The organism is Actinoallomurus liliacearum, from assembly GCF_039542035.1.
GTDB lineage: Bacteria > Actinomycetota > Actinomycetes > Streptosporangiales > Streptosporangiaceae > Actinoallomurus > Actinoallomurus liliacearum.
Genome location: NZ_BAABHJ010000040.1, coordinates 281,950 through 304,484, shown reverse-complemented (window position 1 = coordinate 304,484; position 22,535 = coordinate 281,950). Strand labels below are relative to the sequence as shown.

The 22,535-nt window shown below is 69.3% G+C and carries 23 protein-coding genes; 12 read left to right on the top strand and 11 right to left on the bottom strand.

What is annotated here, in order from left to right:
* Window positions 1–5 precede the first annotated feature (5 nt).
* The 6 genes from ABD978_RS39970 to ABD978_RS39945 form a co-directional block, all read right to left on the bottom strand.
* Complete coding sequence (locus tag ABD978_RS39970) at window positions 6–965, bottom strand: ABC transporter permease (RefSeq protein WP_345366251.1); 960 nt, start codon at window positions 963–965, stop codon at window positions 6–8.
* Complete coding sequence (locus tag ABD978_RS39965) at window positions 962–2,038, bottom strand: ABC transporter ATP-binding protein (RefSeq protein WP_345366249.1); 1,077 nt, start codon at window positions 2,036–2,038, stop codon at window positions 962–964. The genes ABD978_RS39970 and ABD978_RS39965 overlap by 4 nt, the downstream gene beginning before the upstream one ends.
* A 65-nt stretch (window positions 2,039–2,103) precedes the next feature.
* The gene (locus ABD978_RS39960) at window positions 2,104–3,141 is read right to left on the bottom strand and encodes an ABC transporter ATP-binding protein (RefSeq protein ID WP_345366247.1); all 1,038 of its coding nucleotides are present in this window, start codon (window positions 3,139–3,141) and stop codon (window positions 2,104–2,106) included.
* 157 nt (window positions 3,142–3,298) lie between these two features.
* Entirely contained in the window at window positions 3,299–5,089 is a 1,791-nt protein-coding gene (locus tag ABD978_RS39955) for an ABC transporter substrate-binding protein (RefSeq protein ID WP_345366245.1), read from the bottom strand.
* 538 nt (window positions 5,090–5,627) lie between these two features.
* Window positions 5,628–6,707 carry an inositol-3-phosphate synthase gene (locus ABD978_RS39950; protein WP_345366243.1) on the bottom strand — a complete coding sequence of 360 codons (1,080 nt, stop codon included), beginning with the start codon at window positions 6,705–6,707 and terminating at the stop codon, window positions 5,628–5,630.
* Window positions 6,708–6,752: 45 nt separating this feature from the next.
* Window positions 6,753–7,328: a PadR family transcriptional regulator gene (locus tag ABD978_RS39945; RefSeq protein ID WP_345366240.1), complete on the bottom strand. Its 576-nt coding sequence runs from the start codon at window positions 7,326–7,328 to the stop codon at window positions 6,753–6,755.
* 200 nt (window positions 7,329–7,528) lie between these two features.
* Between ABD978_RS39945 and ABD978_RS39940 the strand changes: the two genes are divergently transcribed.
* The 5 genes from ABD978_RS39940 (at window position 7,529) to ABD978_RS39920 (ending at window position 13,746) form a co-directional block, all read left to right on the top strand.
* Complete coding sequence (locus tag ABD978_RS39940; RefSeq protein ID WP_345366238.1) at window positions 7,529–7,927, top strand: DUF5318 family protein; 399 nt, start codon at window positions 7,529–7,531, stop codon at window positions 7,925–7,927.
* Between the two features lie 425 nt (window positions 7,928–8,352).
* The gene (locus ABD978_RS39935) at window positions 8,353–10,560 is read left to right on the top strand and encodes a transglycosylase domain-containing protein (RefSeq protein WP_345366236.1); all 2,208 of its coding nucleotides are present in this window, start codon (window positions 8,353–8,355) and stop codon (window positions 10,558–10,560) included.
* Window positions 10,561–10,569: 9 nt separating this feature from the next.
* A complete protein-coding gene (locus ABD978_RS39930) occupies window positions 10,570–11,991 on the top strand; it encodes a glycosyltransferase family 87 protein (RefSeq protein ID WP_345366234.1) in 1,422 nt (473 codons plus the stop codon).
* Window positions 11,992–11,994: 3 nt separating this feature from the next.
* Complete coding sequence (locus tag ABD978_RS39925) at window positions 11,995–13,197, top strand: glycosyltransferase family protein (protein ID WP_345366232.1); 1,203 nt, start codon at window positions 11,995–11,997, stop codon at window positions 13,195–13,197.
* 87 nt (window positions 13,198–13,284) lie between these two features.
* Window positions 13,285–13,746: a barstar family protein gene (locus tag ABD978_RS39920; RefSeq protein WP_345366230.1), complete on the top strand. Its 462-nt coding sequence runs from the start codon at window positions 13,285–13,287 to the stop codon at window positions 13,744–13,746.
* Between the two features lie 129 nt (window positions 13,747–13,875).
* On the opposite strand, the gene ABD978_RS39915 is transcribed toward ABD978_RS39920, so the two are convergent.
* On the bottom strand, window positions 13,876–14,634 hold the full coding sequence (locus tag ABD978_RS39915) for a deoxyribonuclease IV (RefSeq protein WP_345366228.1): 759 nt from the start codon (window positions 14,632–14,634) through the stop codon (window positions 13,876–13,878).
* A gap of 98 nt (window positions 14,635–14,732) precedes the next feature.
* Window positions 14,733–15,020: a hypothetical protein gene (locus tag ABD978_RS39910; protein ID WP_345366225.1), complete on the bottom strand. Its 288-nt coding sequence runs from the start codon at window positions 15,018–15,020 to the stop codon at window positions 14,733–14,735.
* A gap of 153 nt (window positions 15,021–15,173) precedes the next feature.
* Between ABD978_RS39910 and ABD978_RS39905 the strand changes: the two genes are divergently transcribed.
* The 6 genes from ABD978_RS39905 to ABD978_RS39880 all read left to right on the top strand — a co-directional run bounded on the left by ABD978_RS39905 (window position 15,174) and on the right by ABD978_RS39880 (window position 18,095).
* Complete coding sequence (locus ABD978_RS39905) at window positions 15,174–15,317, top strand: hypothetical protein (RefSeq protein ID WP_345366223.1); 144 nt, start codon at window positions 15,174–15,176, stop codon at window positions 15,315–15,317.
* Window positions 15,318–15,469: 152 nt separating this feature from the next.
* Window positions 15,470–15,760 carry a 30S ribosomal protein S6 gene (rpsF, locus tag ABD978_RS39900; protein ID WP_345366221.1) on the top strand — a complete coding sequence of 97 codons (291 nt, stop codon included), beginning with the start codon at window positions 15,470–15,472 and terminating at the stop codon, window positions 15,758–15,760.
* A 51-nt stretch (window positions 15,761–15,811) separates the two neighbouring features.
* Complete coding sequence (locus tag ABD978_RS39895; RefSeq protein WP_345366219.1) at window positions 15,812–16,384, top strand: single-stranded DNA-binding protein; 573 nt, start codon at window positions 15,812–15,814, stop codon at window positions 16,382–16,384.
* Between the two features lie 74 nt (window positions 16,385–16,458).
* Window positions 16,459–16,695 carry a 30S ribosomal protein S18 gene (gene rpsR, locus ABD978_RS39890; RefSeq protein WP_252781265.1) on the top strand — a complete coding sequence of 79 codons (237 nt, stop codon included), beginning with the start codon at window positions 16,459–16,461 and terminating at the stop codon, window positions 16,693–16,695.
* A gap of 17 nt (window positions 16,696–16,712) precedes the next feature.
* Window positions 16,713–17,159 (top strand): 50S ribosomal protein L9, encoded by a 447-nt coding sequence (rplI, locus tag ABD978_RS39885; protein ID WP_345366216.1) that lies wholly within the window; start codon window positions 16,713–16,715, stop codon window positions 17,157–17,159.
* A 168-nt stretch (window positions 17,160–17,327) separates the two neighbouring features.
* On the top strand, window positions 17,328–18,095 hold the full coding sequence (locus ABD978_RS39880) for a peptidoglycan recognition protein family protein (RefSeq protein WP_345366214.1): 768 nt from the start codon (window positions 17,328–17,330) through the stop codon (window positions 18,093–18,095).
* A 203-nt stretch (window positions 18,096–18,298) separates the two neighbouring features.
* On the opposite strand, the gene ABD978_RS39875 is transcribed toward ABD978_RS39880, so the two are convergent.
* Window positions 18,299–18,487: a hypothetical protein gene (locus ABD978_RS39875; protein ID WP_345366212.1), complete on the bottom strand. Its 189-nt coding sequence runs from the start codon at window positions 18,485–18,487 to the stop codon at window positions 18,299–18,301.
* Between the two features lie 54 nt (window positions 18,488–18,541).
* A complete protein-coding gene (locus ABD978_RS39870) occupies window positions 18,542–20,050 on the bottom strand; it encodes an FAD-dependent monooxygenase (RefSeq protein ID WP_345366210.1) in 1,509 nt (502 codons plus the stop codon).
* A gap of 82 nt (window positions 20,051–20,132) precedes the next feature.
* On the opposite strand from ABD978_RS39870, the gene ABD978_RS39865 reads away from it, so the two are divergent.
* Window positions 20,133–20,795, top strand: coding sequence for a TetR/AcrR family transcriptional regulator C-terminal domain-containing protein (locus ABD978_RS39865; protein WP_345366208.1), 663 nt, complete (start codon window positions 20,133–20,135; stop codon window positions 20,793–20,795).
* Between the two features lie 129 nt (window positions 20,796–20,924).
* Here the strand turns inward: ABD978_RS39865 and ABD978_RS39860 are convergent, their stop codons facing one another.
* On the bottom strand, window positions 20,925–22,241 hold the full coding sequence (locus ABD978_RS39860) for an MATE family efflux transporter (RefSeq protein WP_345366206.1): 1,317 nt from the start codon (window positions 22,239–22,241) through the stop codon (window positions 20,925–20,927).
* Between the last annotated feature and the right edge of the window lie 294 nt (window positions 22,242–22,535).

The following is a 22,535-nucleotide window of genomic DNA, read 5'->3' as shown; positions in this document are numbered from 1 at the left end:
AGGACCTACTTTCCGATGAGACGCTCGCTGCGCGGGTCGAACGCATCGCGGATGCCGTCTCCGAGCAGGTTGAACGCGAGGGTCGTCAGCAGCAGCAGCCCGCCCGGCACGAACAGGAGCCACAGCGAGCTCCGGTAGTCCGCGTCGTTCAGCATGCTGCCCCAGCTGGGCATCGGCGGCTGGATGCCGACCCCGAGGAACGACAGCGTCGCCTCGAACACGATGGCCGTCGGGACGAGCAGCGACGCGAGCACCGTGACCGGCGCGACGAGGTTCGGCAGGATGTCGACGAACATGATCCGCAGCCGGCCGGCGCCCAGCGACCGGGCCGCCTCGATGAACTCCTTCTCCTTCAGCGAGATGACCTGGCCGCGCACGATGCGGGCCATGGCGGCGAAGGAGAAGAACGCGATCACGACGATCGTGATGGTCACGCTGAGCCAGGTGGAGTGCGGCTTGAACGTCGTGGCGATCACGATCGCGACCAGGAGGTACGGGAAGGACAGCACGACGTCCATGAGGCGGGCCAGCACGGTGTCGACGGCGCCGCCGATGTAACCGGCGAGCACGCCGACCGTGACCCCGATGAGGGTGGCCAGGATCGTCGCGGAGATGCCGACGAGCAGCGAGATCCGCGCGCCGTACGCGGCCCGGACGAGCACGTCGCGCCCGAGCGGGTCGGCACCGAGCCAGAAGTCCTTGCTCGGGCCCTTCGGCAGGCCCCAGGAGTCGCGGGCGAGGTCGGGGTACTGCGCGGCGTACGGGTGGTGCGTCCAGGAGGCGAACAGCGGAGCCGCGATCGCGAACACGATGATGAGGATCAGCACGACCGCGGAGACGACCGCCACCTTGTCGTGCATCAGCCGGCTCATGGCGAGCTTGAACGGGCTGCGCCCCTGGATCTGCCGGCCGCTCGGTTCGACGTCGGCCGGAATGGCGTCGGCGCTGAGCTCGGTAAGACTCATTCGGACACCCCCAGAGTGGGCTCGGTGGACTCCTGGGCGATGCCGGCCTGCGCCTCGGCGAGGTTCTCACCGATCTGCACGGGGAAGTGGCACGCCGTCAGATGGTCGGCGATGTCGCCCTCGTGCGCGATCAGGGTCGGCTCCTCGGTGGAGCAGAGCGCCTGCGCCTTCGGGCAGCGCGGGTGGAACCGGCACGCGGGCGGCGGCTTGATCGGCGACGGCACGTCACCGGTCAGGATGATCCGCTCGCGCTTCTCCGCCTCGTCCGGGTCGGCGATGGACGCCGCCGACAGCAGGGCGTTGGTGTACGGGTGGCGGGGCTTGGCGTAGAGCTCCTCGGCCTCGGCGTTCTCGGCGATCTTGCCGAGGTACATGACCGCGACCCGATCGGAGACGTACTCCACCACCGACAGGTCGTGCGCGATGAAGATGTAGGTGAGTCCGAGCTCCTCCTGCAGGTCCTTCAGGAGGTTGATCACCTGCGCCTGGATCGACACGTCCAGCGCCGAGACGGGCTCGTCACAGACGATCAGCTTCGGCCTGAGCGCAAGGGCACGGGCGACGCCGATGCGCTGCCGCTGACCGCCGGAGAACTCCGCCGGGAACCGGTTGTAGTGCTCGGGGTTGAGACCCACGAGCTCCATCAGCTCCTGGACCCGCCGCTTGCGCTCCGCGCCGTCGGCGATCCCGTGGATGTCGAACGGGTCACCGATGATCGACCCGACCCGGCGGCGCGGGTTCAGCGAGCCGTACGGGTCCTGGAAGATCATCTGAACGTCACGCCGGAACGCCTTGTCCGGCGTGGGGCCGACCTCCTTGCCCTCGAAGAGGATCCGCCCCTTCGTCAGCGGGTGCAGGCCGGTGATGCAGCGGGCCAGCGTCGACTTGCCGCAGCCGCTCTCCCCGACGATGCCGAGGGTCTCGCCGCGGCGTACCTCCAGGTCGACGCCGTCGACGGCGTGGACCCGCGCCACCTCGTGCTTGAAGATGATCCCCTGTTTGATGGGGAAGTGCTTGTAGGCGCCCTCGACCTTGACGAGGACATCTCCGCCCACTTCGCTCCGCTCGGTCAAGCGGCCTCCTCCGTCGGGGGAGGGACCAGAGGCGCTGTGCTCATTGGTTCGCTCGCTCCGCTCGCTCACGCGCCCTCCTTCTTCCGGCCCGCTGCCACGGCGCTCTCCCGCAACTGCTCCGCCTCGGGACTGAGACCGAGCGCGTCCTTGGGGAGCCAGCACGCGGACCCGTGGCCCGCGGCCACCTCTCGCAACGGTGGCTCGTCGACCCGGCACGTGTCCATGACGTACGGGCAACGAGGATGGAACGCGCATCCCGAAGGCGGGTTGATGAGGCTCGGCGGCTGCCCCGCGATGGGGATCAACCGGCCGCCGCGGCCGCCGGCGCCGCTCGGGATCGACCGGAGCAGACCGGCGGTGTACGGGTGGTGGGACCGGTAGTACAGCGACCGCCGGTCGGTGTGCTCGACCGGCTTGCCGGCGTACATCACGAGGACGTCGTCGGCCAGGTCGGCGATGACACCGAGGTCGTGAGTGATCATGATGAGCGCCGTGTCGAACTCGCGCTGCAGGCGCAGCATCAGGTCCAGGATCTGGGCCTGCACGGTCGCGTCGAGGGCGGTCGTCGGCTCGTCGGCGATGATGAGCTTCGGGTTCAGCGCGAGCGCCATGGCGATCATCGCGCGCTGGCGCATGCCGCCGGAGAACTGGTGGGGGAAGTCGTCCACCCGCCGGTCCGGCTGCGGGATGCCGACCATGCCGAGCAGTTCGATCGCGCGCTTGCGCGCGGCGGCCTTGGAGACGTCCGGCTCGTGGGTCCGGATCATCTCGATGATCTGCCAGCCCACCTTGTACAGCGGGTGCAGGCTGGACAGCGGATCCTGGAAGATCATGGAGATCTGCGGACCACGGATCCGGCGAAGCTGGTCGGGGGTCATCGAGAGCAGGTTCTGGCCTTCGAACAGGGCCTGGCCGCTGACCTTGGCACCCGGCGTGAGACCCATGAGGGTCTGGGTGCTGACGCTCTTGCCGGAGCCGGATTCACCGACGATGCCGAGCGTCTTGCCGCGGTCGATGCTGAAGGTCATTCCGCGAACCGCTTGTACGACGCCGTCCGAGGTGTTGAAGGAGACCTTTAGGTCTGTGACCTCGAGAAGGCTCATGTCCTCCCCTTCGAGAACTGAGTTAGGGGTTACGCGCCAGGGCGAGTTCCATCGAAGATTACCCAGAGTGAGTGCGTGATAGGGACATCGTCCCGGCATGATGACGGCCGGGCACGCCTCGTGCGGGGCGCACCCGGCCGTCTCATTGGGGTGTGGGTTACTTCTTGGCCAGCCAGACCAGGCTGTAGTCGTAGGTCTGGAAGGCGGGGAGGAACAGCGTGTTGTGGATCCGCGCCGACGTGTAGGTCGAGTACTTCTGCGTGATCAGCGGAACGATGGCGGCATCGTCCATGACCAGCTTGTTGACCTGCGCCCACGCCGTCTGGGCGTCGGCCTGGGTCTGCGCCTGGTTGGCCTGGTCGATCAGCTTGTTGACCTGGTCGTTGTTGTAACCGCCGTAGTCCGGGGAGTTCGGGCCGTACATGCGGCCGTCGAACAGCGGCTGCAGGCCGGAACGACCGTTGTTGCCGTACCAGTCCGGACCCCAGCCCGGAGCGGCGATGTCCCACTTACCGGCCTTGGCGTCCGCCGGGGTGACCAGGGTGGTGCCGTAGAAGTTGCCGTTGGTGTCCGGCGACATCTGGACGGTGATCCCGCAGGCCTGCAGGTTCGCCTGGATCGACTGCGCGTTGCGCGGGTGGTTGCTGTTGGTCCGGTACGGGAACTTCAGCGTGAGCCCGTTCGCGTAGCCGGCCGCCGAGAGCATCTGCTTGCACTTGGCGGGGTCACCCGAGTCGTTGTTGGTCGGGTACGGGTTGTAGTTCGCGTCGTAGCCGACGTTGCCCGGGGCGACCGCGGAGCGGACCGGCTGGGCCACGTTGATGCCGCCGTAGTTCTTGGCGATCGCGACCTTGTCGATCGCGTACTCGATCGCCTGCCGCACCTCCTTCTTGCCCAGCGCGCCCTTGTTGTTGGGGCTCAGGGTGTTGAAGACGATGTACGGGTTGACGCCCGGGTTGTCCTGCAGGCTGAACCGCTTGTCCTTGGCCTGCGCCAGGCGCGGGATCGCGGAGGTCGGCACCGGCTGGTCCCACGCGAGGTCCGCCGTGCCCTGCTCCAGCTGCTGCTGGACCTGGTCCGGAGAGTCCTGGCCGAGGTCGACCTCGATGCGGTCGACGTACGCCTTGCGGAGCTTGTCCGAGGCGGCGTCCCAGTTGGCGTTGCGCTCCAGGATGAACTTCTTGTCGCTGTACGACGTCATCTGGTACGGGCCGTCGGAGACCGTGTGCTGCCGGAACTCCGGGCTGTCCGGGACGTAGTTGTCGTACTCCTTCGGCGCGGCCGAGGCGAACGACATGCCGATGATGTTCAGGAAGTCACCGGCCGGCTGCTTCAGCGTGACGACGAGGGTCTTGTCGTCCTTGGCGACGTAGCCGGAGATGTCGTGGCTCTCCTGGTAGTCGCCCATCGCCTTGGCGGACTTGGCGTCGACCTTGCCGTAGCCCTTGCAGAAGTCGGCCATGCCTGTGATGAGGTCCGTGTAGTACGGCGCACCGGCAGGGCTCGCCGGGTTGCACGTCCGCTTCAGACCACGAACGAAGTCGGCGGCCGTGACCGGGCGGACCGGGTTGGTGTTCCACTTCAGACCGTCACGCAGCTTGATCGTGTAGGTCTTGCCGTCCGCGCTGATGCCGCCGTTCTCCTTGGTGGGGAGCTCGGCCGCGGCGTCCGGGTAGTTCGGGATGGTCTCGTTGAAGTTGTTCGAGGCCTTGTTCGTGAAGAGAGTGAGCGCCCAGTTGCGGGAGAAGCCCTGGTTGACCGTGCTGTAGGCGCTCGCGGGGTCGATGTGGTCCGGCACCGACGAGCCTGCGATCTTCAGCGTCCCGCCCTTTTGAGGCGTTCCTTCATCGGAGCTGCCGCCCTTCCCCCCGCCGCCACAGGCGGCGAGGGCGATGGCGAGCGTGCCGATGGCGGCCGCTGCCTTCAACCCCGTCTTCTCGACTGTCATGAACGCCCTCCATCCGGCCTTACGGCCGTGTTGCGCTAGGTGTGATGCTTTTGTTCGCAGGCATGCCGGGTTCTCGACACGTCCCCGTGGGAGAACACCTTCGTGTCCCGGTCGCTGTCCAGCTCAGATCGGTAAAGATTGGGACGAGTTACTTAACTGTGCAGTAGGTGAGACAACCTCGTGATGGACCCTCACTAGGTGTGATACGGGCGTTGCGGCACGTATCCCTTATGCGTCACCTTCCCGCGCTCGTGACCCTCTTCCTTCTCCTTCGCCGGAGGCGACCCGACCGGCCCTGGGCGGGGGCCGTCGTCCGCCTGCACGGCCCAGCCTCGCACCGGGGAGCAGTCCCCGGCATCTGACCGAGCCGACGTAACAGTATGTGCTTACCGTAACCGCGACGAAATCCGGGGTCCGGCTCTGAGCAGGCGAAAAGGTGAGGGGTCCGTGCGCCACGACGCACGGACCCCTCACCTGACACCCCCGGCTCACTACATCGCGTGAGCCCGGCGGTGCTTCTCGCTCAGCGCTCGTCGGCTCAGCTCTCGACCTCACCGCGGATGAAGGACTCCACGGCCTCGCGGGCCTGGTCGTCGCTGTACTGCACCGGCGGGGACTTCATGAAGTAGGAGCTCGCCGACAGGATCGGGCCGCCGATGCCGCGGTCCTTGGCGATCTTGGCGGCGCGGACCGCGTCGATGATGACGCCCGCGGAGTTCGGGGAGTCCCAGACCTCGAGCTTGTACTCCAGGTTCAGCGGGGTGTCGCCGAAGGAGCGGCCCTCGAGGCGGACGTACGCCCACTTGCGGTCGTCGAGCCACGGCACGTGGTCGGACGGGCCGATGTGCACGTCGGCCTTGGCCATCTCGTGCGGGATCTGCGAGGTGACCGACTGCGTCTTGGAGATCTTCTTCGACTGGAGGCGCTTGCGCTCCAGCATGTTCATGAAGTCCATGTTGCCGCCGAAGTTGAGCTGGTACGTGCGCAGCAGCTCGACCCCGCGGTCCTCGAACAGCTTCGCCATCACGCGGTGGGTGATGGTGGCGCCGACCTGGGACTTGATGTCGTCACCGACGATCGGGACGCCCGCGTCGGTGAACTTCTGCGCCCACTCCGGGTCGCTGGCGATGAAGACCGGCAGCGCGTTGACGAAGGCCACGCCGGCGTCGATGGCGCACTGCGCGTAGAAGCGGTCCGCCTCCTCAGAGCCCACCGGCAGGTAGGACACGAGAACGTCGGCCTGGGTGTCCTTGAGCACCTGGATGACGTCGACCGGCTGGTCGTCCGACTCTTCGATGATCTCGCGGTAGTACTCGCCGAGGCCGTCGAAGGTGTGGCCGCGCTGCACGGTGACGCCGGACGGCGGCACGTCGCAGATCTTGATGGTGTTGTTCTCACTGGCGACGATCGCCTCGGAGAGGTCGCGGCCGACCTTCTTGGCGTCGACGTCGAAGGCGGCCACGAACTCCAGGTCGCCGACGTGGTAGTCGCCGAACTGTACGTGCATAAGACCAGGGACACGAGTCTCGGGCGAGGCGTCCTTGTAGTACTCGACTCCCTGGACGAGCGAGCTCGCGCAGTTGCCGACACCGACGATGGCCACGCGCACTGAACCCATCCGGATGCTCCTTTGCTCTCTTGTGCGGGGGGACGCCTTGCGCCCTCAGCCGTTGTTCTTCTCATCTGCTTGCTGCGCGCGTTCGCGGCCGATGAGCTCGTTGAGCCACCGGACCTCGCGCTCGACCGACTCCAACCCGTGCTGCTGGAGCTCGAGCGTGTAGTTGTCGACACGCTCCCGCGTACGGGCCAGTGCGACGCGCACGCTCTCCAGCCGCTCCTCGAGCCGGCTGCGCCGGCCTTCGAGGATCCGTAGCCGTACGTCGGCGCGGGTGTGGGCGAAGAAGGCGAAATGTACTCCGAACCCCTCGTCCTCCCAGGACGCGGGCCCGGCCTCGGAGAGGAGCTCCTGAAGGCGCTCCTTCCCCTCGGCCGTGAGCTTGTAGACGATCTTCGAGCGCCGGGTGCCACCCGGTCGCACCGCGGCGGGCTCCTCGTCGTCCTCCATGATCAACCCCTGCTCGAGCAGCGCCTTGAGGCAGGGGTAGAGCGTGCCGTAGGAGAACGCGCGGAACATGCCGAGCAGGGTGTTGAGCCGCTTGCGCAGCTCGTACCCGTGCATGGGGGACTCGTGAAGCAGGCCGAGAACGGCGAGTTCCAGTACGCCGGCCTTGCTCCTCATGGTCCCTCCACTCCATCGCTCGACTCGATGTATCGCTCGAATGTATCGACTCGATACATCAGGAAGATACGGTCCCCCTCCGAACATGGCAAGCCGGAGCGCGGGCCGACCCGGAAATTACGGCCGTGGTCAGGAAGAACGTACGTAGAGTGTCCGGAATGTCACGAATGCAGGATTGTGGGTCGTCGTAGTCTGCTGACATGTGGTCCCAGCGACTGGTCGTCGACTACGGGCTCGCCCGGCGGGCCACGTTGGCCGAGCTGTCATCCGGCGGCCTGACCGTCGCGGACGCCTGCGACGCACATCCGTACCTCCTGCGGGCCGCGAAGTATCACGGCGAGCCCACCGACCAGCCCTGCCCGGTCTGCCGGAAGGAGCGGCTCACCCACGTCACCTACGTGTACGGGGACGAGCTGGGCCGCTACGCCGGGCGGGTCAAGGTGACGGACGAGCTCCAGGAGATGGCCCGGGAATTCGGTGAATTCCGGGTGTATGTGGTTGAAGTATGCCAAAGTTGTGCCTGGAACCATCTGACGCTGTCGTACGTCCTTGGCTACGGAGAGAACGCTCCTGACCAGGGGCGGAGCGTCCGAGAGTAGCCGCGCGACAGCGTGGTGCACCCGGCAGGCGGTCCCCGCTCACTTGCCTACACAGTACTGTCGGACGGATTGAAAAGCCGTACCCCAGTGAACGAGGTCGCGTGAGTTACAGCAGCGATTACGGGCCAGAGTACGGTCGATCGGGGTCTGTCGGACCTGCCCCGACCCGGCCGCAGCCGCAGGTTGACGGGTCGAACCTCCCCGCGGTTCCCACCCGGCCACACCCCGGCGGCCCAGGCGGTCCCGGTCGTCCGGGCGGTCCCGGTGGCCCTGGCGGCTCAGGTGGCGGTGGCGGCCCGGGTCGTCGGCGTCCCGGCGACGGTGACGGCACGCGGCGCGGCTCCGGCAAGAAGGCGAAGCGGAAGGGCTGGCGCCGCCTTCTGTCGTGGAAGCTGTGGCTCGCCGTCTTCGGCATCGGCACGCTCGTGAGCATCTGCATGATCGGCGTCGCGTACGCCATGGTCAAGGTGCCGAAGATCAACGCGGATGTCCAGGAGCAGGGCACGACGATCTACTGGGGCGGCAGCGCGAAGAACCCCCAGGTCCTCGGCCGGATCGGCGCGTCGCGCCAGATCCTGCCCGACCTGTCGAAGGTGAGCAAGCCCATGCAGGCGGCCGCGCTGGCCGCAGAGGACCGCAAGTTCTACCACGAGGCGGCGATCTCGCCCACGGGCATCGCCCGCGCGGTCTACAACAACGTCTCGGGCGGCGACACGCAGGGCGGTTCGACGATCACCCAGCAGTACGTCAAGAACGCCTACCTCTCACCGAACCGCACGTTCACCAGGAAGTTCAAAGAGATCTTCATCGCGGTGAAGGTCAACAAGCAGGTCAGCAAGGACCAGATCCTGCTGAACTACCTGAACACCATCTACTTCGGCGCGCCGACGAAGGACATGACCGGCGCCTACAGCGTCGAGACCGCGGCGCAGATCTGGTTCGGCCACAGCGCGTCGCAGCTCACCGTCCCCGAGGCCGCGATCCTCGCCTCGAACATCAAGCAGCCCGGGTACTACACGCCCGCGAGCAAGGGCCAGCAGCGGACCGACACCATGGAGCGCTACAACTGGGTGCTCCAGGGCATGCGCACGATGGGCAACATCTCCGACGCCGACCTGGCCAAGTACCAGAACCACCTGCCCAAGGTGAAGAAGACGGCGAGCAGCGCCTACCGCGGGCAGAACGGCTACCTCCTGCAGCGGATCACCAACGTGCTGCGGAACTCCATGGGCTTCACCGACACGGACCTCAACACCAAGGGTCTGAAGATCTACACCACCTGGCGCAAGGATCTGCAGGACAAGGCCGTCGCGGCCGTCGAGCCGAAGCTCAAGGGACTGCCGAGCGACACCCGGGCCGGCCTGGTGACGATCGACCCGAACACCGGGGAGGTCCTGGCGGCGTACGGCGGCCACGACTACTCGAAACGGCAGCAGGACGACGCCTTCTACTCCACCGTCCAGGTCGGCTCCTCCTTCAAGCCCTACGTGCTCGCGACGGCGATCAAGAACGGCATCGGGCTGAAGAGCATGTTCGACGCCAGGGCGCCGCAGTACTTCACGACCGACGGCGAGAGCGTCCCCAAGGGGACATCCGGCGCGATGACCGTCGTCAACGACGAGGGCAACACCAACGAGGTCGTCGACCTCATCAAGGCGACCCAGATGTCGTACAACACCGTGTACGTGCCGCTGGGTTTCAAGGCCGGCTCGCAGGACGTGTTCGATCTGGCCGAGAAGGCCGGGCTGCCCGCCGACAGCATGAAGCACCAGCTCAACCAGGGTGGTTTCTTCCTCGGTCAGGCCGACATGAGCCCGCTGGCCCAGGCCGGCGGCTACGCCACGATCGCCAACGACGGCGAGTACATCCGGCCGCACATCATCAGGAAGGTGCTCGACTCCAAGGGCGCCCCCTACAAGCCGGAGAAGTGGCAGCACTACGTCACCAAGCACGAGGCGTTCTCCAAGGACGTCGCGCGGGACACGCAGTACGCCATGCAGTCGGTCGTGAAGTACCCGGGTACGGGCTACCGCGCGGCGCTGCCCGGCCGTGAGGTCGCCGGTAAGACCGGTACGACCAGCAAGAACATGGCGGCCTGGTTCGTCGGGTTCACGCCGAAGCAGTACGTCACGTCGGTGGCCATGTGGCGGTACCGCGACAAGCAGCACAAGTTCCTTCCGCTGCAGAACATCGGCGGCCTCTCGCACGTCAACGGTGGTGACTTCCCCGCCCGGATCTGGCACGACTTCATGAGCAGCGCGCTCGAGAACAAGCCGGTCACGCACTTCGAAGGGCCGGTCTACAAGGGCGACACCCAGCGGTTCGCGACGCCGAGCCCGACGGCGACGACGCCGACGCCGACGATGACGCCGACCTGCCGGCCGGACCAGGACCCGGCGGTCGACGACTGCAAGCCGCGCAAGACGCCGAATCCGAACGACACGAAGCACTGCGACCGATTCCCGACGCCGGACTGCCCGAACCACTCACAAAGCCCGGGTCCGGGCACCACCTGCAAGCCGTGGGACGTGAACTGCACGTCGCCCTCGACGGACCCGGGTGGTCCCCCCGGCAAGCACGGCAACACCGCCCAGGACGTGCAGGGCCAGGCCGCCCGGCCGCTCAAGGATTAACCTGCTGGCATGCCGGAGTCACAGCTGATCGATGGGGCCGGGGGAGCCGCGAACTCCCCCGGCCCCGCCGGTGTCCGTACGGGCCTCCGGCAGGTGCTGCCGCTGCTCGTGTCCACGACCGCGGCCGTCTCGGTGCTGGGGTACCTCCAGAAGGTCCCCTGCAAGAACGTGGGCTTCGACTTCATCCCGACGGTGCGCAACGCCTGCTACACCGACGTCTATCCGCTGTACTTCGGGCGGGGCCTGGCCGACGGGAAGGTCCCGTACCTCGACAAGATCCCCGAGCCGGTGGAGTACCCCGTGCTCACCGGCGGGTTCATGCAGGTCGCCGCGACGGCGGCGCGCTGGTTCGGCGGGGATGACGCCGTCTCGCGCGGCATGTGGTTCTTCAACCTGACCGCGGTGGTGCTCGTGCTGTGCGCGGTGGTCACCGTGCTGGCGACCGCGCTGGCCGCCGGCGGCCAGAGCCGCCGGGTCGGGCTCATGGTCGCCGCGTCGCCCGCGCTCCTCCTCACCGCGTACATCAACTGGGACCTGCTCGCCGTGGTCCTGTCCGCGCTGGCGCTGGCGGCCTGGGCGCGCCGTCGCCCCGGCGTCGCGGGCGTCCTGCTCGGCCTCGCGGTCGCGGCGAAGTTCTATCCCCTCGTCTTCCTCGGCCCGCTGTTCCTGCTGTGCCTGCGCGCGGGCCGGTGGCGGGAGTTCGGCCGGCTGCTGGCCGGCACGGTCGTCGCCTGGCTGGTCGTGAACGTGCCGATCATGCTGGTGGCGTGGGACAGCTGGGGCCGGTTCTACACGTTCAACCAGGAACGCCCGGTCGACTGGGGCTCGATCTTCTTCCTGACCGAGCGCAAGGGCCTGTCGTCGGTCGACACGGTGTCGACGCTGAACCTCATGGGCGAGGCCGGCTTCGTGATCCTCGCGCTGGGCATCGCGCTGCTCGTGCTGTTCGCCCCGCGCCGGCCCCGGCTGCCGCAGGTGCTGTTCCTGACGCTCGCGGCGTTCCTGCTGACCAACAAGGTCTGGTCGCCGCAGTACGTCCTGTGGCTGCTGCCGCTGGTGGCGCTGGCCCGGCCCAAGCTCCCGGCCTTCCTGCTGTGGCAGGCGGGGGAGATCGTCTACTTCTTCGGCATCTGGTGGTACCTCATGGCCGGTGCCAAGCAGCATCCCGGCGTGGGGCTGTCCGCCACCCTGTCCGCGGTCCTCTCCGGACACGCCCCCGCGGCGGGCATCAGCGACGGCGTCTACTTCATCGCGCTGCTGGCCCGGTTCCTGACCGTCCTGCTGCTGGCGGTGCTCGTCGTGATCGACATCCTCGTGCCCCGGCTCGACACCGTACGGGCCGGCGGCGCCGACGACCCGGCCGGCGGCGTCCTGGACGACGCCGAGGACCGCTTCGTCCTGATGCGCCGCCGGGTTCCCCGGCCCGCCTGAGTCATGGTCGAGGAAGGCCGCTCGGATGGCGTCGGCGCGGCGCGGCTCCGTACCGGCGACCGGCTCGCGCTGCGCGCCTGGTTCGGTACGCGGGCGGCCGTGCTGGGGATCTCGCTCCTCGCCTCGGCGCTGTGGTCGCACGGTGACCTGCACGACTCCTTCCTCGGCCGGTGGACCCAGTGGGACGTCGACCACTTCGTGGAGATCGCCCAGTACGGCTACCGGGGGAATCCCGCCCACCCGCCGGACGCCGGGCTGCCCGCCTTCTTCCCCGGCCTGCCGCTCGTGCTGCGGATCCTCCACCCGCTGATTCCGAACTGGGAACTGTCGGCGCTGCTGGTCAGCCTCGTCGCCGGCGCGGTGGCGTCGGTCGCGCTGGCCCGGCTCGGCGAGCAGGCCGTGACGGGCGCCGACGGGGAACACGCCGGCGGGAGCGGGGCGCACGCCGGACACCCCAGGCTCGGCGCGCACGCCGGATCGCACCTGAGCGGCGCGGGGCCGCGCGCGGTGTTCGCGCTGCTCGTCAGCCCGTACGCCGTGTTCCTGTTCGCCGGTTACTCCGAGACCCTCTTCCTGGCGTTCGCGCTGCCGGCCTGGCTGCTGGCCAGGCAGCGGCGGTGGCCGGCCGCCGTCCTGTGCGCCGCGGGCGCGTCCTGCGTGCGGGTGACCGGGCTCTTCCTCGCCGCGGCGTTGATCGTGGAGTTCCTGACCGCCGACCGGCGATGGCGGTCGGCGCCGTGGCTGGCGGTGCCGTTCCTTCCGGTGCTGGGCTACGCCGCGTACCTCTGGCGTCGTACGGGCGACTGGTCGGCGTGGCAGCACGCGCAGGAGGCGGGCTGGGGGCGCTCGACGGTGTGGCCGTGGACCTCCTTCGAGACGACGTGGCAGGCGGCCTTCGGCACGCACGACCAGTTCACGACGGCCTTCCGGGTGGAGCTGATCGCGGCGGCGGTCGGCGTCGCGCTGACCTGCTGGCTGTTGTGGCGGCGGCAGTGGGCGGAGAGCGTGTACGTCGGGCTGCCGCTGATCTCGCTGCTGACCTCGGCGTACTACCTGTCGATCGGCCGGGCGACGCTGCTGTGGTGGCCGCTGTGGCTGGCGGTCGGGCGGTGCCGGCGTCCGGCGTACGTGGTGCTGATCGTCATCTTCGTGCCGCTGATGACGGCCGAGGTGGTGACCTACAACTCCGGAGGCTGGGCGGGCTGACGCCGGACGGGTGTACGGAGGACCATCGAAGGTAGGTACAGCGAGCGGCAGACCGCCGGACCTTCGAACGCTGCGAATGGGTGAGTGATGATCGCGGAGCTCCTGACCGGACGCCGGCCACCGGGCGTGTACACCTGGCCCGTCGACCGGAAGGAGGCCGCCCGTGGCGCAGCCGAGGCCGAACGCGCCGGTCGGCGGGTCTTCTGGCTCGACGTCCACGATGTACGGGACAAGCGGGCGCTCCTCGAGCGGTGCGCCGAGGAGTTCCTCCTGCCGTCGTACTTCGGGCACAACTGGGACGCCCTCCAGGACGGCCTACGGGACCTGTCCTGGGCGCCGGCGAACTGCGGCTACCTGGTGATGTACGACCACTGGCGGGAGCTGGCGGGCGCCGACCCGGCGGTCCATCAGACGCTGCTGGAGGTCTTCACCGCCGCCGTCGAGCACTGGCGGCACACCTCCACGCCGTTGGCGGTCCTCATCCTGGTGACGGAGGAGGACCGGGAGAACGCACCCGTGGGGCTCCCCGACGCGCTTCCCGACGCCTGAGCCGCGCTCCGGTTTCCACAGCCTGTGGACAGTCGGCCGCTCGACGCCCGGCGAATCAGGGGCCCACTATGGCGCGCCGCCGTCCGCAGCCTGTGGATAACTTCCGTGCCCTGGAGGACGGGATGCGGGTCAGAGGTGCTCGCGGAGCCAGGCGATGTCGGCGGCCTGCCCGTCGCCGGGCGTCTCCACGACCACGGGCGCCCCGGCCGCCCGTACGACGGCCAGGATCAGCTCCGGGTCGATCCGGCCGTCGCCGAGGTTGGCGTGCCGGTCGGCGCCGGAGCCGAACGCGTCGCGGCTGTCGTTGCAGTGCACCAGGTCGATCCGGCCGGTGATGGCCTTGACGCGCTCGACCACGTCGACCAGGTCCTCACCCGCCGCGTGCGCGTGGCAGGTGTCCAGGCAGAACCCGACGTCGAAGCCGTCGAGGGCCTCCCACAGCCGGGCGATCCGGTCCAGCTTGCGGGCCATGGCGTTGTCCCCGCCCGCGGTGTTCTCGATGAGGACGGGGATCGGGCGGTCCTCCATCCGCTCGAAGACCTTGCGCCAGTTGTCGAAGCCGCTCTGCGGGTCGTCGTTCTTCAGCACGTGCCCGCCGTGCACGATCAGACCCTTCGCGCCGATCTTCGCGGCGGCCTCGAGCTGCTGGGTGAGGATCTTGCGGCTCGGGATCCGGATGCGGTTGTTGGACGACGCGACGTTCACGATGTACGGCGCGTGGATGAACACGTCGACGTCGGAGTCGCGGATCGCCTCGTACCCCTCGGGCAGGACGGGGGCCTTCCAGCCCTGCGGGTCTCCGAGGAAGAACTGGACCACCTCGGCCTTCTTCGCGGCCGCGGCGGCGAGCGGGTCCGTTCGGTCGACGTGGGCTCCGATTCGCAGCATGGCGACGAGCCTACGCGCGCGGTCCGACCAGAACGGTGACCGACGAGAATCCACCGCCGCGGATCGGCTGCTCCGACCGCTTCGGCCGGTTCGGCCGGTCAGACCGTGAAGCCGCCATGCGACAGACCCAGGCCGAGGCCGACGAAGGCCATGCCGATGCCCAGGACGTTCAGCCAGCGCTCGACCGTGGTCGCGGAGACCAACTGGGAGTACAGGCCGAAGAGGAACGTCACGAATCCCAGGCACACGGCGACGAAGTGCGTCGCGTGGACGGCCCCGAGGACGAAGGTCGCGAGACCGGCGGCCACGGTGACGAGCGCGAGGGAGTTCTCCAAGGGATGGGTCTGCCGTTCCAGCAGACGTCGCGGGATGGCCAGTGGTGACATAACGATTCGTCACCTCCTACACGGGGTGGTGTCCTCCCAGAGTCGTTCCCTGCCGCCGGGCAGGTCAAGACCCTGGTCCGGGGGGTACAGGGCGACGAGCGTTCTGTCGGTCCCCAGCGGTATTGTCGAACGTGGTTTCGAATGGAGGATGCCATGACGATGATCACTCGTGACCTGGCCGCCATCGACGACGCCGAGCTCATCGAGGAGTTGTCCATGCTGACGACCCAGACGGCCCGCATGCGGTCGCGGATGGCCGACATCATGTCCGAGCTGGACCGGCGCCGGGGCCGCTAGCGCGGGTCCCGGTCCCCGGCTTCCGGCCGATTGAGCTGCCGGTTGTTGATAGCCTTTGTCGGTCCCGCGCATCCGAGACGCGGGGCGACGCAAGAGCCCTCCTGTCACGGAGAGACCGTGACCGCACCAGTCCAAAGGAGGTTGGGACCAGCATGCGTCGTTACGAAGTGATGGTCATCCTCGACCCGAACACCGAGGAGCGCACGGTCCAGCCGTCGCTCGACCAGTTCCTCACCGTGGTGAAGGACGGCGGTGGCAGCGTGGAGAAGGTCGACGTCTGGGGCCGCCGGCGCCTGTCGTACGACATCGCCAAGAAGTCCGAAGGCATCTACGCGGTCATCGACCTGACGGCCACGCCCGCCACGGTCAAAGAGCTCGACCGGCAGCTGAACCTGCAGGAGTCCATCCTGCGCACCAAGGTCATCCGCCCCGAGGCCCACTGACCGTTCCCCGGTCAGCCCACGACACGCACCGATCTGTAACCGGAGAGCCGCATGGCAGCAGGCGACACCCAGATCACGATCGTCGGCAACCTGGTCGCCGATCCCGAACTGCGCTTCACCCCGAACGGGCAGCCGGTCGCGACCTTCCGCGTGGCCTCTACCCCCCGCTTCCGCGACCAGCAGTCCGGCGAGTGGAAGGACGGCGAGAGCCTCTTCCTCACCTGCAACGTCTGGCGGCAGGCGGCGGAGAACGTCGCCGAGAGCCTCCAGCGCGGCATGCGGGTCATCGTCCAGGGCCGCCTGAAGCAGCGGTCGTACGAGACCCGCGAGGGTGAGAAGCGCACCGTCTTCGAGCTCGAGGCCGACGAGGTCGGCCCGTCGCTGCGGAACGCCACCGCCAAGGTGAACAAGTCCCAGCGCTCGGGCGGCGGAGGCGGCGGCTTCGGCGGTGGCGGAGGCGGCGGTGGCCAGGGCGGCTACGGCGGCGGCCAGGGCGGCGGCGGCTTCGGTGGCGGTCAGGGCGGATCGGGCGGCGGAGGCGGCGGCTTCGGCGGCGGCAACGCGCCGGCCGACGACCCCTGGGCGACCGGGGGCGGCGGCTTCTCCGACGACCCGCCGTTCTAAGCCCGTACGGGCATCACTCATCATCCGACCGACCATTCCCGCGTGAGCGGGGCTCTCTTCTAAGGAGCACCACGATGGCGAAACCGGCACCACGCAAGCCGAAGAAGAAGGTTTGCCTGTTCTGCCAGGAGAAGCTCTCCTACGTCGACTACAAGGACACGGCGCTGCTGCGCAAGTTCATCTCCGACCGCGGCAAGATCCGCGCGCGCCGGGTGACGGGCAACTGCACCCAGCACCAGCGTGACGTCGCCACCGCGATCAAGAACGCGCGCGAGATGGCGCTGCTGCCGTACACCAGCACGGCCCGCTGAGAAAGGAGTCACTCGTCATGAAGCTCATCCTGACTCAGCAGGTCGCCGGCCTCGGCGCTCCCGGCGAGGTCGTCGAGGTCAAGGACGGCTACGGCCGTAACTACCTGATCCCGCGCGGCTTCGGGATCCAGTGGACGCGCGGCGCGGAGAAGCAGATCGACTCGATCCGCAAGGCCCGCGCGGCCCGCGAGATCGCCAGCGTCGAGCAGGCCGAGGCGATCAGCAAGGACCTGCAGAAGCTCAAGGTCCGGCTGCGGACGCGCGCCGGTGAGAGCGGTCGGCTGTTCGGCGCGGTGACTCCGGCCGACATCGCCGGTGCCGTCAAGGCGTCCGGTGGCCCGGAGCTGGACAAGCGCCGCATCGAGGTACGGAACCCGATCAAGACGGTCGGCTCTCACGAGGTGGCGGTGCGCCTCCACCCCGAGGTGAGCGCCAAGATCTCCCTTGAGGTTCTCGCCGGCTGACGTCGCTTCAGCGCAGGTGAAGGGCCGGGTCCGATGGGACCCGGCCCTTCGCCGTATCCGGGCGTGTCAGGTGGCGTTCCACGTGAAACACCCAATCCGGCCTCCTCGCATTCCGCGTCGCGATCACTACGCTTAGCGATCAGTCGTCCACGGGGGGTGGCCGCGATCGTGCGTGAGGGGACGCTGCGCCGGGATGTGCTGCGGGGGATGCTGGGCATCGTGGCCGCCGATGTCATGATGGCCGGCGGGATGATGTGGGCGAACGCCGACGTGACACCGAAGGTGTACACGCGCAGGGAGTGGGGCGCGGTGCCGCCGAGGCGGCCACCGCGGGTGCTGGACCGCGCGCCGGACCACATCATCGTGCACCACACCGCCTCGCCCAATGCTTCTGATCTGTCCCGTTCGCACGCGTTCGAGCTCTCCCGGCAGATCCAGCGCTACCACATGAAGAGTCAGGGCTGGGACGACATCGGAGAGCAGCTGACGATCAGCCGTGGCGGTCACGTCATGGAGGGACGGGCGGGCTCCCTGCCGACCATCCAGCAGGGCCGGCTCGTCGTCGGCGCCCAGTCACTGCACCACAACGACCACACGATCGGCATCGAGAACGAGGGCACGTACGAGAAGGAGGACGTGCCCGGCCGGTTGTGGGACGCGCTGGTCGGCGTCTGCTTCTGGCTGTGCACGGCCTACCGGCTCGATCCCTCCGTGGCGATCATCGGTCATCGCGACTACAACGACACGGACTGCCCGGGGGACGTGCTCTACCGCCGGCTGCCACGCCTGCGTGCGGAGGTGGCGCGGGCCCTCGACGACGCCGCGTCGCACGCCGATCCGCCGCACCCCGATCCGCCGCACCCCGACCCGCCGTCCGACGCACGACGTCGCCTGACGTCCCGCCACCACCGCCGGCTGCACGGCCACGAGGAGTAGATCCTCCGGCCGCCGGCGACCGGCGCCAGGACGCGCGGGGCGGTGTCTCCGCCTGCGGGCGCTCAGGGCGAGGCCTCCGTGTGTGGGTCGGCGTGCCGCGTCTGCGGGTGGGGTTCCCGCGGTGGGCGTCCCCGTGTGGGGCGTCCGGCGTAAGGCCTCCGCGCGCGGACGCCGGGACGGCGACGTCCGCACGCGGGCGTCGTTCAGGACTCCAGGGTCGAGTAGCAGGCGCGGCGGCGGGCGAGTTCGGGATCGAGCCCCTCGACGAGGGCCCAGATGCCGGCCACCCGCTCCGCCCAGGCGTCCGGCGGAAGGCCGCCGAGGCCTTCGGCGGCCAGGTCGTCGATCGCTCGGGTGAGGTGAGCCAGACGCTCCCCTTGTGTAGAACACATGTTCGAAGTCTAGCGCCCCGGGCCGACACGGGAGCGGATTTCCGCCGTACTTCGTCACTCGCGCGGCGCGCCGAACCATCGGGTGCAAGCCTCCCGCAGGCCACCGACATCCTCACCGGCCCAGGCCACGTACCCGTCCGGGCGTACGAGCACGGCGGCGGCCGGAGCGCCGTCCGCACGGGCCGTCACGGCCTCGACGCGACCGGCCCACGGCCGCACCGCGTGCCGTACGCCGGGCCGGTCGTCGAGATCGAGCAGCAGCGGGCGACCGCCCCGCGCCAGCCAGGCCACGCTCGTCGCCGTACCGGAGACGGTCAGGGCCAGGTCGGGGCAGTACCGGCCCGCGAGCGGGTGGTCTGCGGCCACGTCGTACCGCAGGTCGAGATCGCCCATGAGGTCGGTGAGCAGGCGGTTGGCCTCCGCGGTCGAGGCGAGGGCGGTGAAGACGTCGCGCAGCGCGTCGACGCGCGGGCCGGGGGCCAGCAGCGCCACCTGCGCCCGCGTGTTGTGCAGGACGCGGGCCGCGGCGGGGTGCCGTTCGGTCGTGTAGGTGTCGAGCAGCCCGTCCGGGGCCCACCCGGAGACCTCGGCGGCGAGCTTCCAGCCGAGGTTCGCGGCGTCGCCGAGGCCGAGCGCGATGCCCTGCCCGCCGAACGGCGGATGCACGTGGGCGGCGTCGCCGGCCAGCAGCACCCGGCCGACGCGGTACGTCTCGGCCTGCCGGGTGTTGTCGGTGAACCGGGTGGCGCTGTGCACGGCGGTGACGGTGACCTCGGTGCCGGACAGGCGGCGCAGTGATGCCTGCAGCTCCTCGCGGGTGACCGGCGCGGAACGATCGACGGGCGGACCGTCGAACTCGACGGCCAGGACCCGCTGCGGGAACGGCCCGCGCGCCAGCATGCCGTGCTCGGTGCGGTGCCAGCCGAGCGGGAAGAAGTCCGGGTCGTCGACCTCGACGATCGCCTGGTGGCCGGTGATCACTCCGTCGACGCCGGGGAAGGCGAATCCGGTGAGCTTCCGGACGGCGCTGCGGCCCCCGTCGCAGCCGACGAGCCACCCGGTGCGCAGTTCGTACGGCCCCTCGGGGCCTTCGGCGGCGACCGAGACGCCGGTGTCGTCCTGGGTGATGCCGGTGAGAGCGTGACCGCGCCGCAGGTCGGCGCCCAGCTCGGTCGCGTGCTTCTCGAGGGCGGCCTCGAGCACCTGCTGGCCGGCGATGATCGGCATTCCGGCGGGCTGTGAGCCGCCGCGCAGGATCCACAGCCCGGCGAAGTGCCCCACGAGTGGCGCGCCCGGCTTCGCGGTGGTCGCCTGCGTGCTCTCGGCTCCGAGCTTCCCGCCGCCCATGAGGTCGGCCATGGTGGGCTGGTCGCCGAGCAGCTCGGAGATGCCCCGGCGGATGAGGACGTCGGCGCCGCGCCCGGCGACGGCACCGGCCTTGAGGGTGGGGTCGATCTCGGTCCGCCGTTCCAGGACGACGGTGCGGACGCCCTGCAGCCGGAGCTCGCAGGCGAGGAAGAGGCCGATCGGTCCGGCGCCGACGATCACCACGTCGTACGACACGTCACACTCCTTAACGGTGTTAAATCCTTAACGGCGTTAAGGATGACTTGAACGGTGTTAAGTTGTCAACGGGAGGCGATCGATGGCACTGGAACGCGAGACGGTCCTGCGTACCGCCCTACGGCTGCTCGACGAGGTCGGCCTGGACGGGCTGTCGCTGCGGAGACTGGCCAAGGAGCTCGGCGTCCAGGCACCCGCCCTCTACTGGCACTTCACGAACAAGCAGGACCTCCTCGACCACCTGACCGTCTTCGCCCGGGAGGAGGCCGGCATCACGGTCGAGCCGCCGTCGGCCGGCGCGCCGTGGGACGAGTGGCTCGCCGAGGGCATGCGGACGCTGCGCCGTGGGATGCTCGCGCACCGCGACGGCGCGCGGCTGGCGTCCGGGAACCGGCCGCCGCCCGGGTCCTGGCCGCACATCGAGCGCGTGCTGGGCTTTTTGGTCGACGCCGGGTTCACCGCCGAGGACGCCCTGCGGGCCACGATCGTCCTCGGCCACTATGTCGTCGGGTTCGTGCTGGACGAACAGCACGATCAGGAGCGCCAGGACGACGCCGGGCTCGACTTCGACCCGCAGCGGTTCCCTCTCATCACGGCCGCCGGACCCGCGGCGCTCGACCGCGACGCCCTGTTCGAGTACGGCCTGCAGCGGATGCTGGACGGGATGCGCGCCCAGGTGGCGGCCGTCGGCGGACCGGACCCCGCCCACGAGGACCGGCCACCGACGACCGCCCGCCAGGACTAGCCGTGTACGGCCGCCGGCCGGAATCGCCCGCGCACGGCCTCCCTCAGATCCACCCGCGCACGGCCTCCCAACAGGTTCGCCCGCGTACGGTCGCCCTCAGGCCCGGCCGCGTACGGCCGCCCGGGAGGGCTAGCCGCGGACGGCGCCCGCGACCGACCACGCGTCGGTACGGGCCCGCAGGCCCAGCGTGACCAGCCGGGCGGCCATCCACACGCCCATCGCCAGCCAGAGCGACACCAGGCCGCCGCCCAGCGCGTACGCGAGCCAGGCCACCGGCAGGAACGCCGCCGTCTGGAGCACGCCCGCCACCGCCAGGTACGCCATGTCGCCCGCGCCGATGAGCACGCCGTCGAGCACGAAGACCACCCCCGCGATCGGCTGCAGCAAGGCGACGATCACCAGCGCGCCGAGCAACTGGGACCGTACGGCGGCGTCGGCCGTGAACATGTCCGGCAGCCAGGGGCGTACCGCGAACAGCAGGAGCGCGAACACCACACCGCAGGCGACGCCCCACGCGACCATCCGGCGGGTCGCGGCGCGCGCGGCCGCGACGTCGCCCGCGCCGAGCTGGCGCCCGGTGATGGCCTGCCCGGCGATCGCGATGGCGTCGAGGGCGAACGCCATCAGCGTCCAGACGTTCGCCGCGATCTGGTGCGCGGCGATCTGCGGGTCCCCGAGGCGGGCGGCGACCATCGTGGCGACGACGAGGACGACGCGCAGGCTGAGCGTACGGATCAGCAGGCCGACGCCGGCCGTCGCGGACGCCCGCAGCCCGCCGAGGTCGGGACGGAGCGGCGCACCGTACGTCCGCGCGCCGCGCAGGACCATGACGACATAGGCGGCGGCCCCGCCGGTCTGCGCCAGGACCGTGCCCCACGCCGAGCCCGCGATGCCCGCCCCGAGCACCAGGACGAACAGCGCGTTCAGCCCGGCGTTGACGACGAACATCCCCACCGAGACGACCAGCGGCGTCCTCGTGTCCTGCATCCCGCGCAGCACCCCGGTGCCGGCCAGCACGATCAGCATGCCCGGGACGCCGAGGAGGCTGATGTGCACGTACGTCTCCGCCTGCGGCGCGACGACCGCCGACGCGCCCAACGCGCGGACCACCACCGGGACGAGCGGCCGCCCGACGACGATCAGCGCGATCCCGATGAGGGCGGCGAGCCAGATCCCGTCCACGCCCTGCCGTACGGCGGCGCGATGGTTGCCGGCGCCCACCTGGCGGGAGACGGACGCGGTCGTGCCGTACGCGAGGAAGACGCACAGGTTCACCAGCGTGCCGAGGATCTGCCCGGCGATCCCGAGCGCGCCGAGGGAGACCGTCCCCAGATGACCGACGATCGCCGAGTCGGTGAGGAGGAACAGCGGCTCGGCGACGAGCGCGCCGAACGCGGGGATCGCGAGGCGGAGGATCTCCCGGTCATGGGGGTGCCGGAACGTCATGATGTGCCACTGTAACCGGCAAACGGGACTTAACGCTTACCTGCTCCTGTGGGCGACCCTGTGGATGACCGTCGTCCGAACTTTCTCGTGCCCACAGGTGGTGGACGAAGTATCCCCAGTTCAGAGGGATGATTCGGATGGTCGATCCGAGTATCCACAAGTTATCCACAGGTGATGTGCACAGCCGAATCGGCGTGTATGCACAGGTGGTCCACAGCGCCCTCCACAGATCATTTTGCCTTCCCTCCCCGACCGGCCGCAGACTGTCAGACCTGTGGGATAGACGTGGAAGAC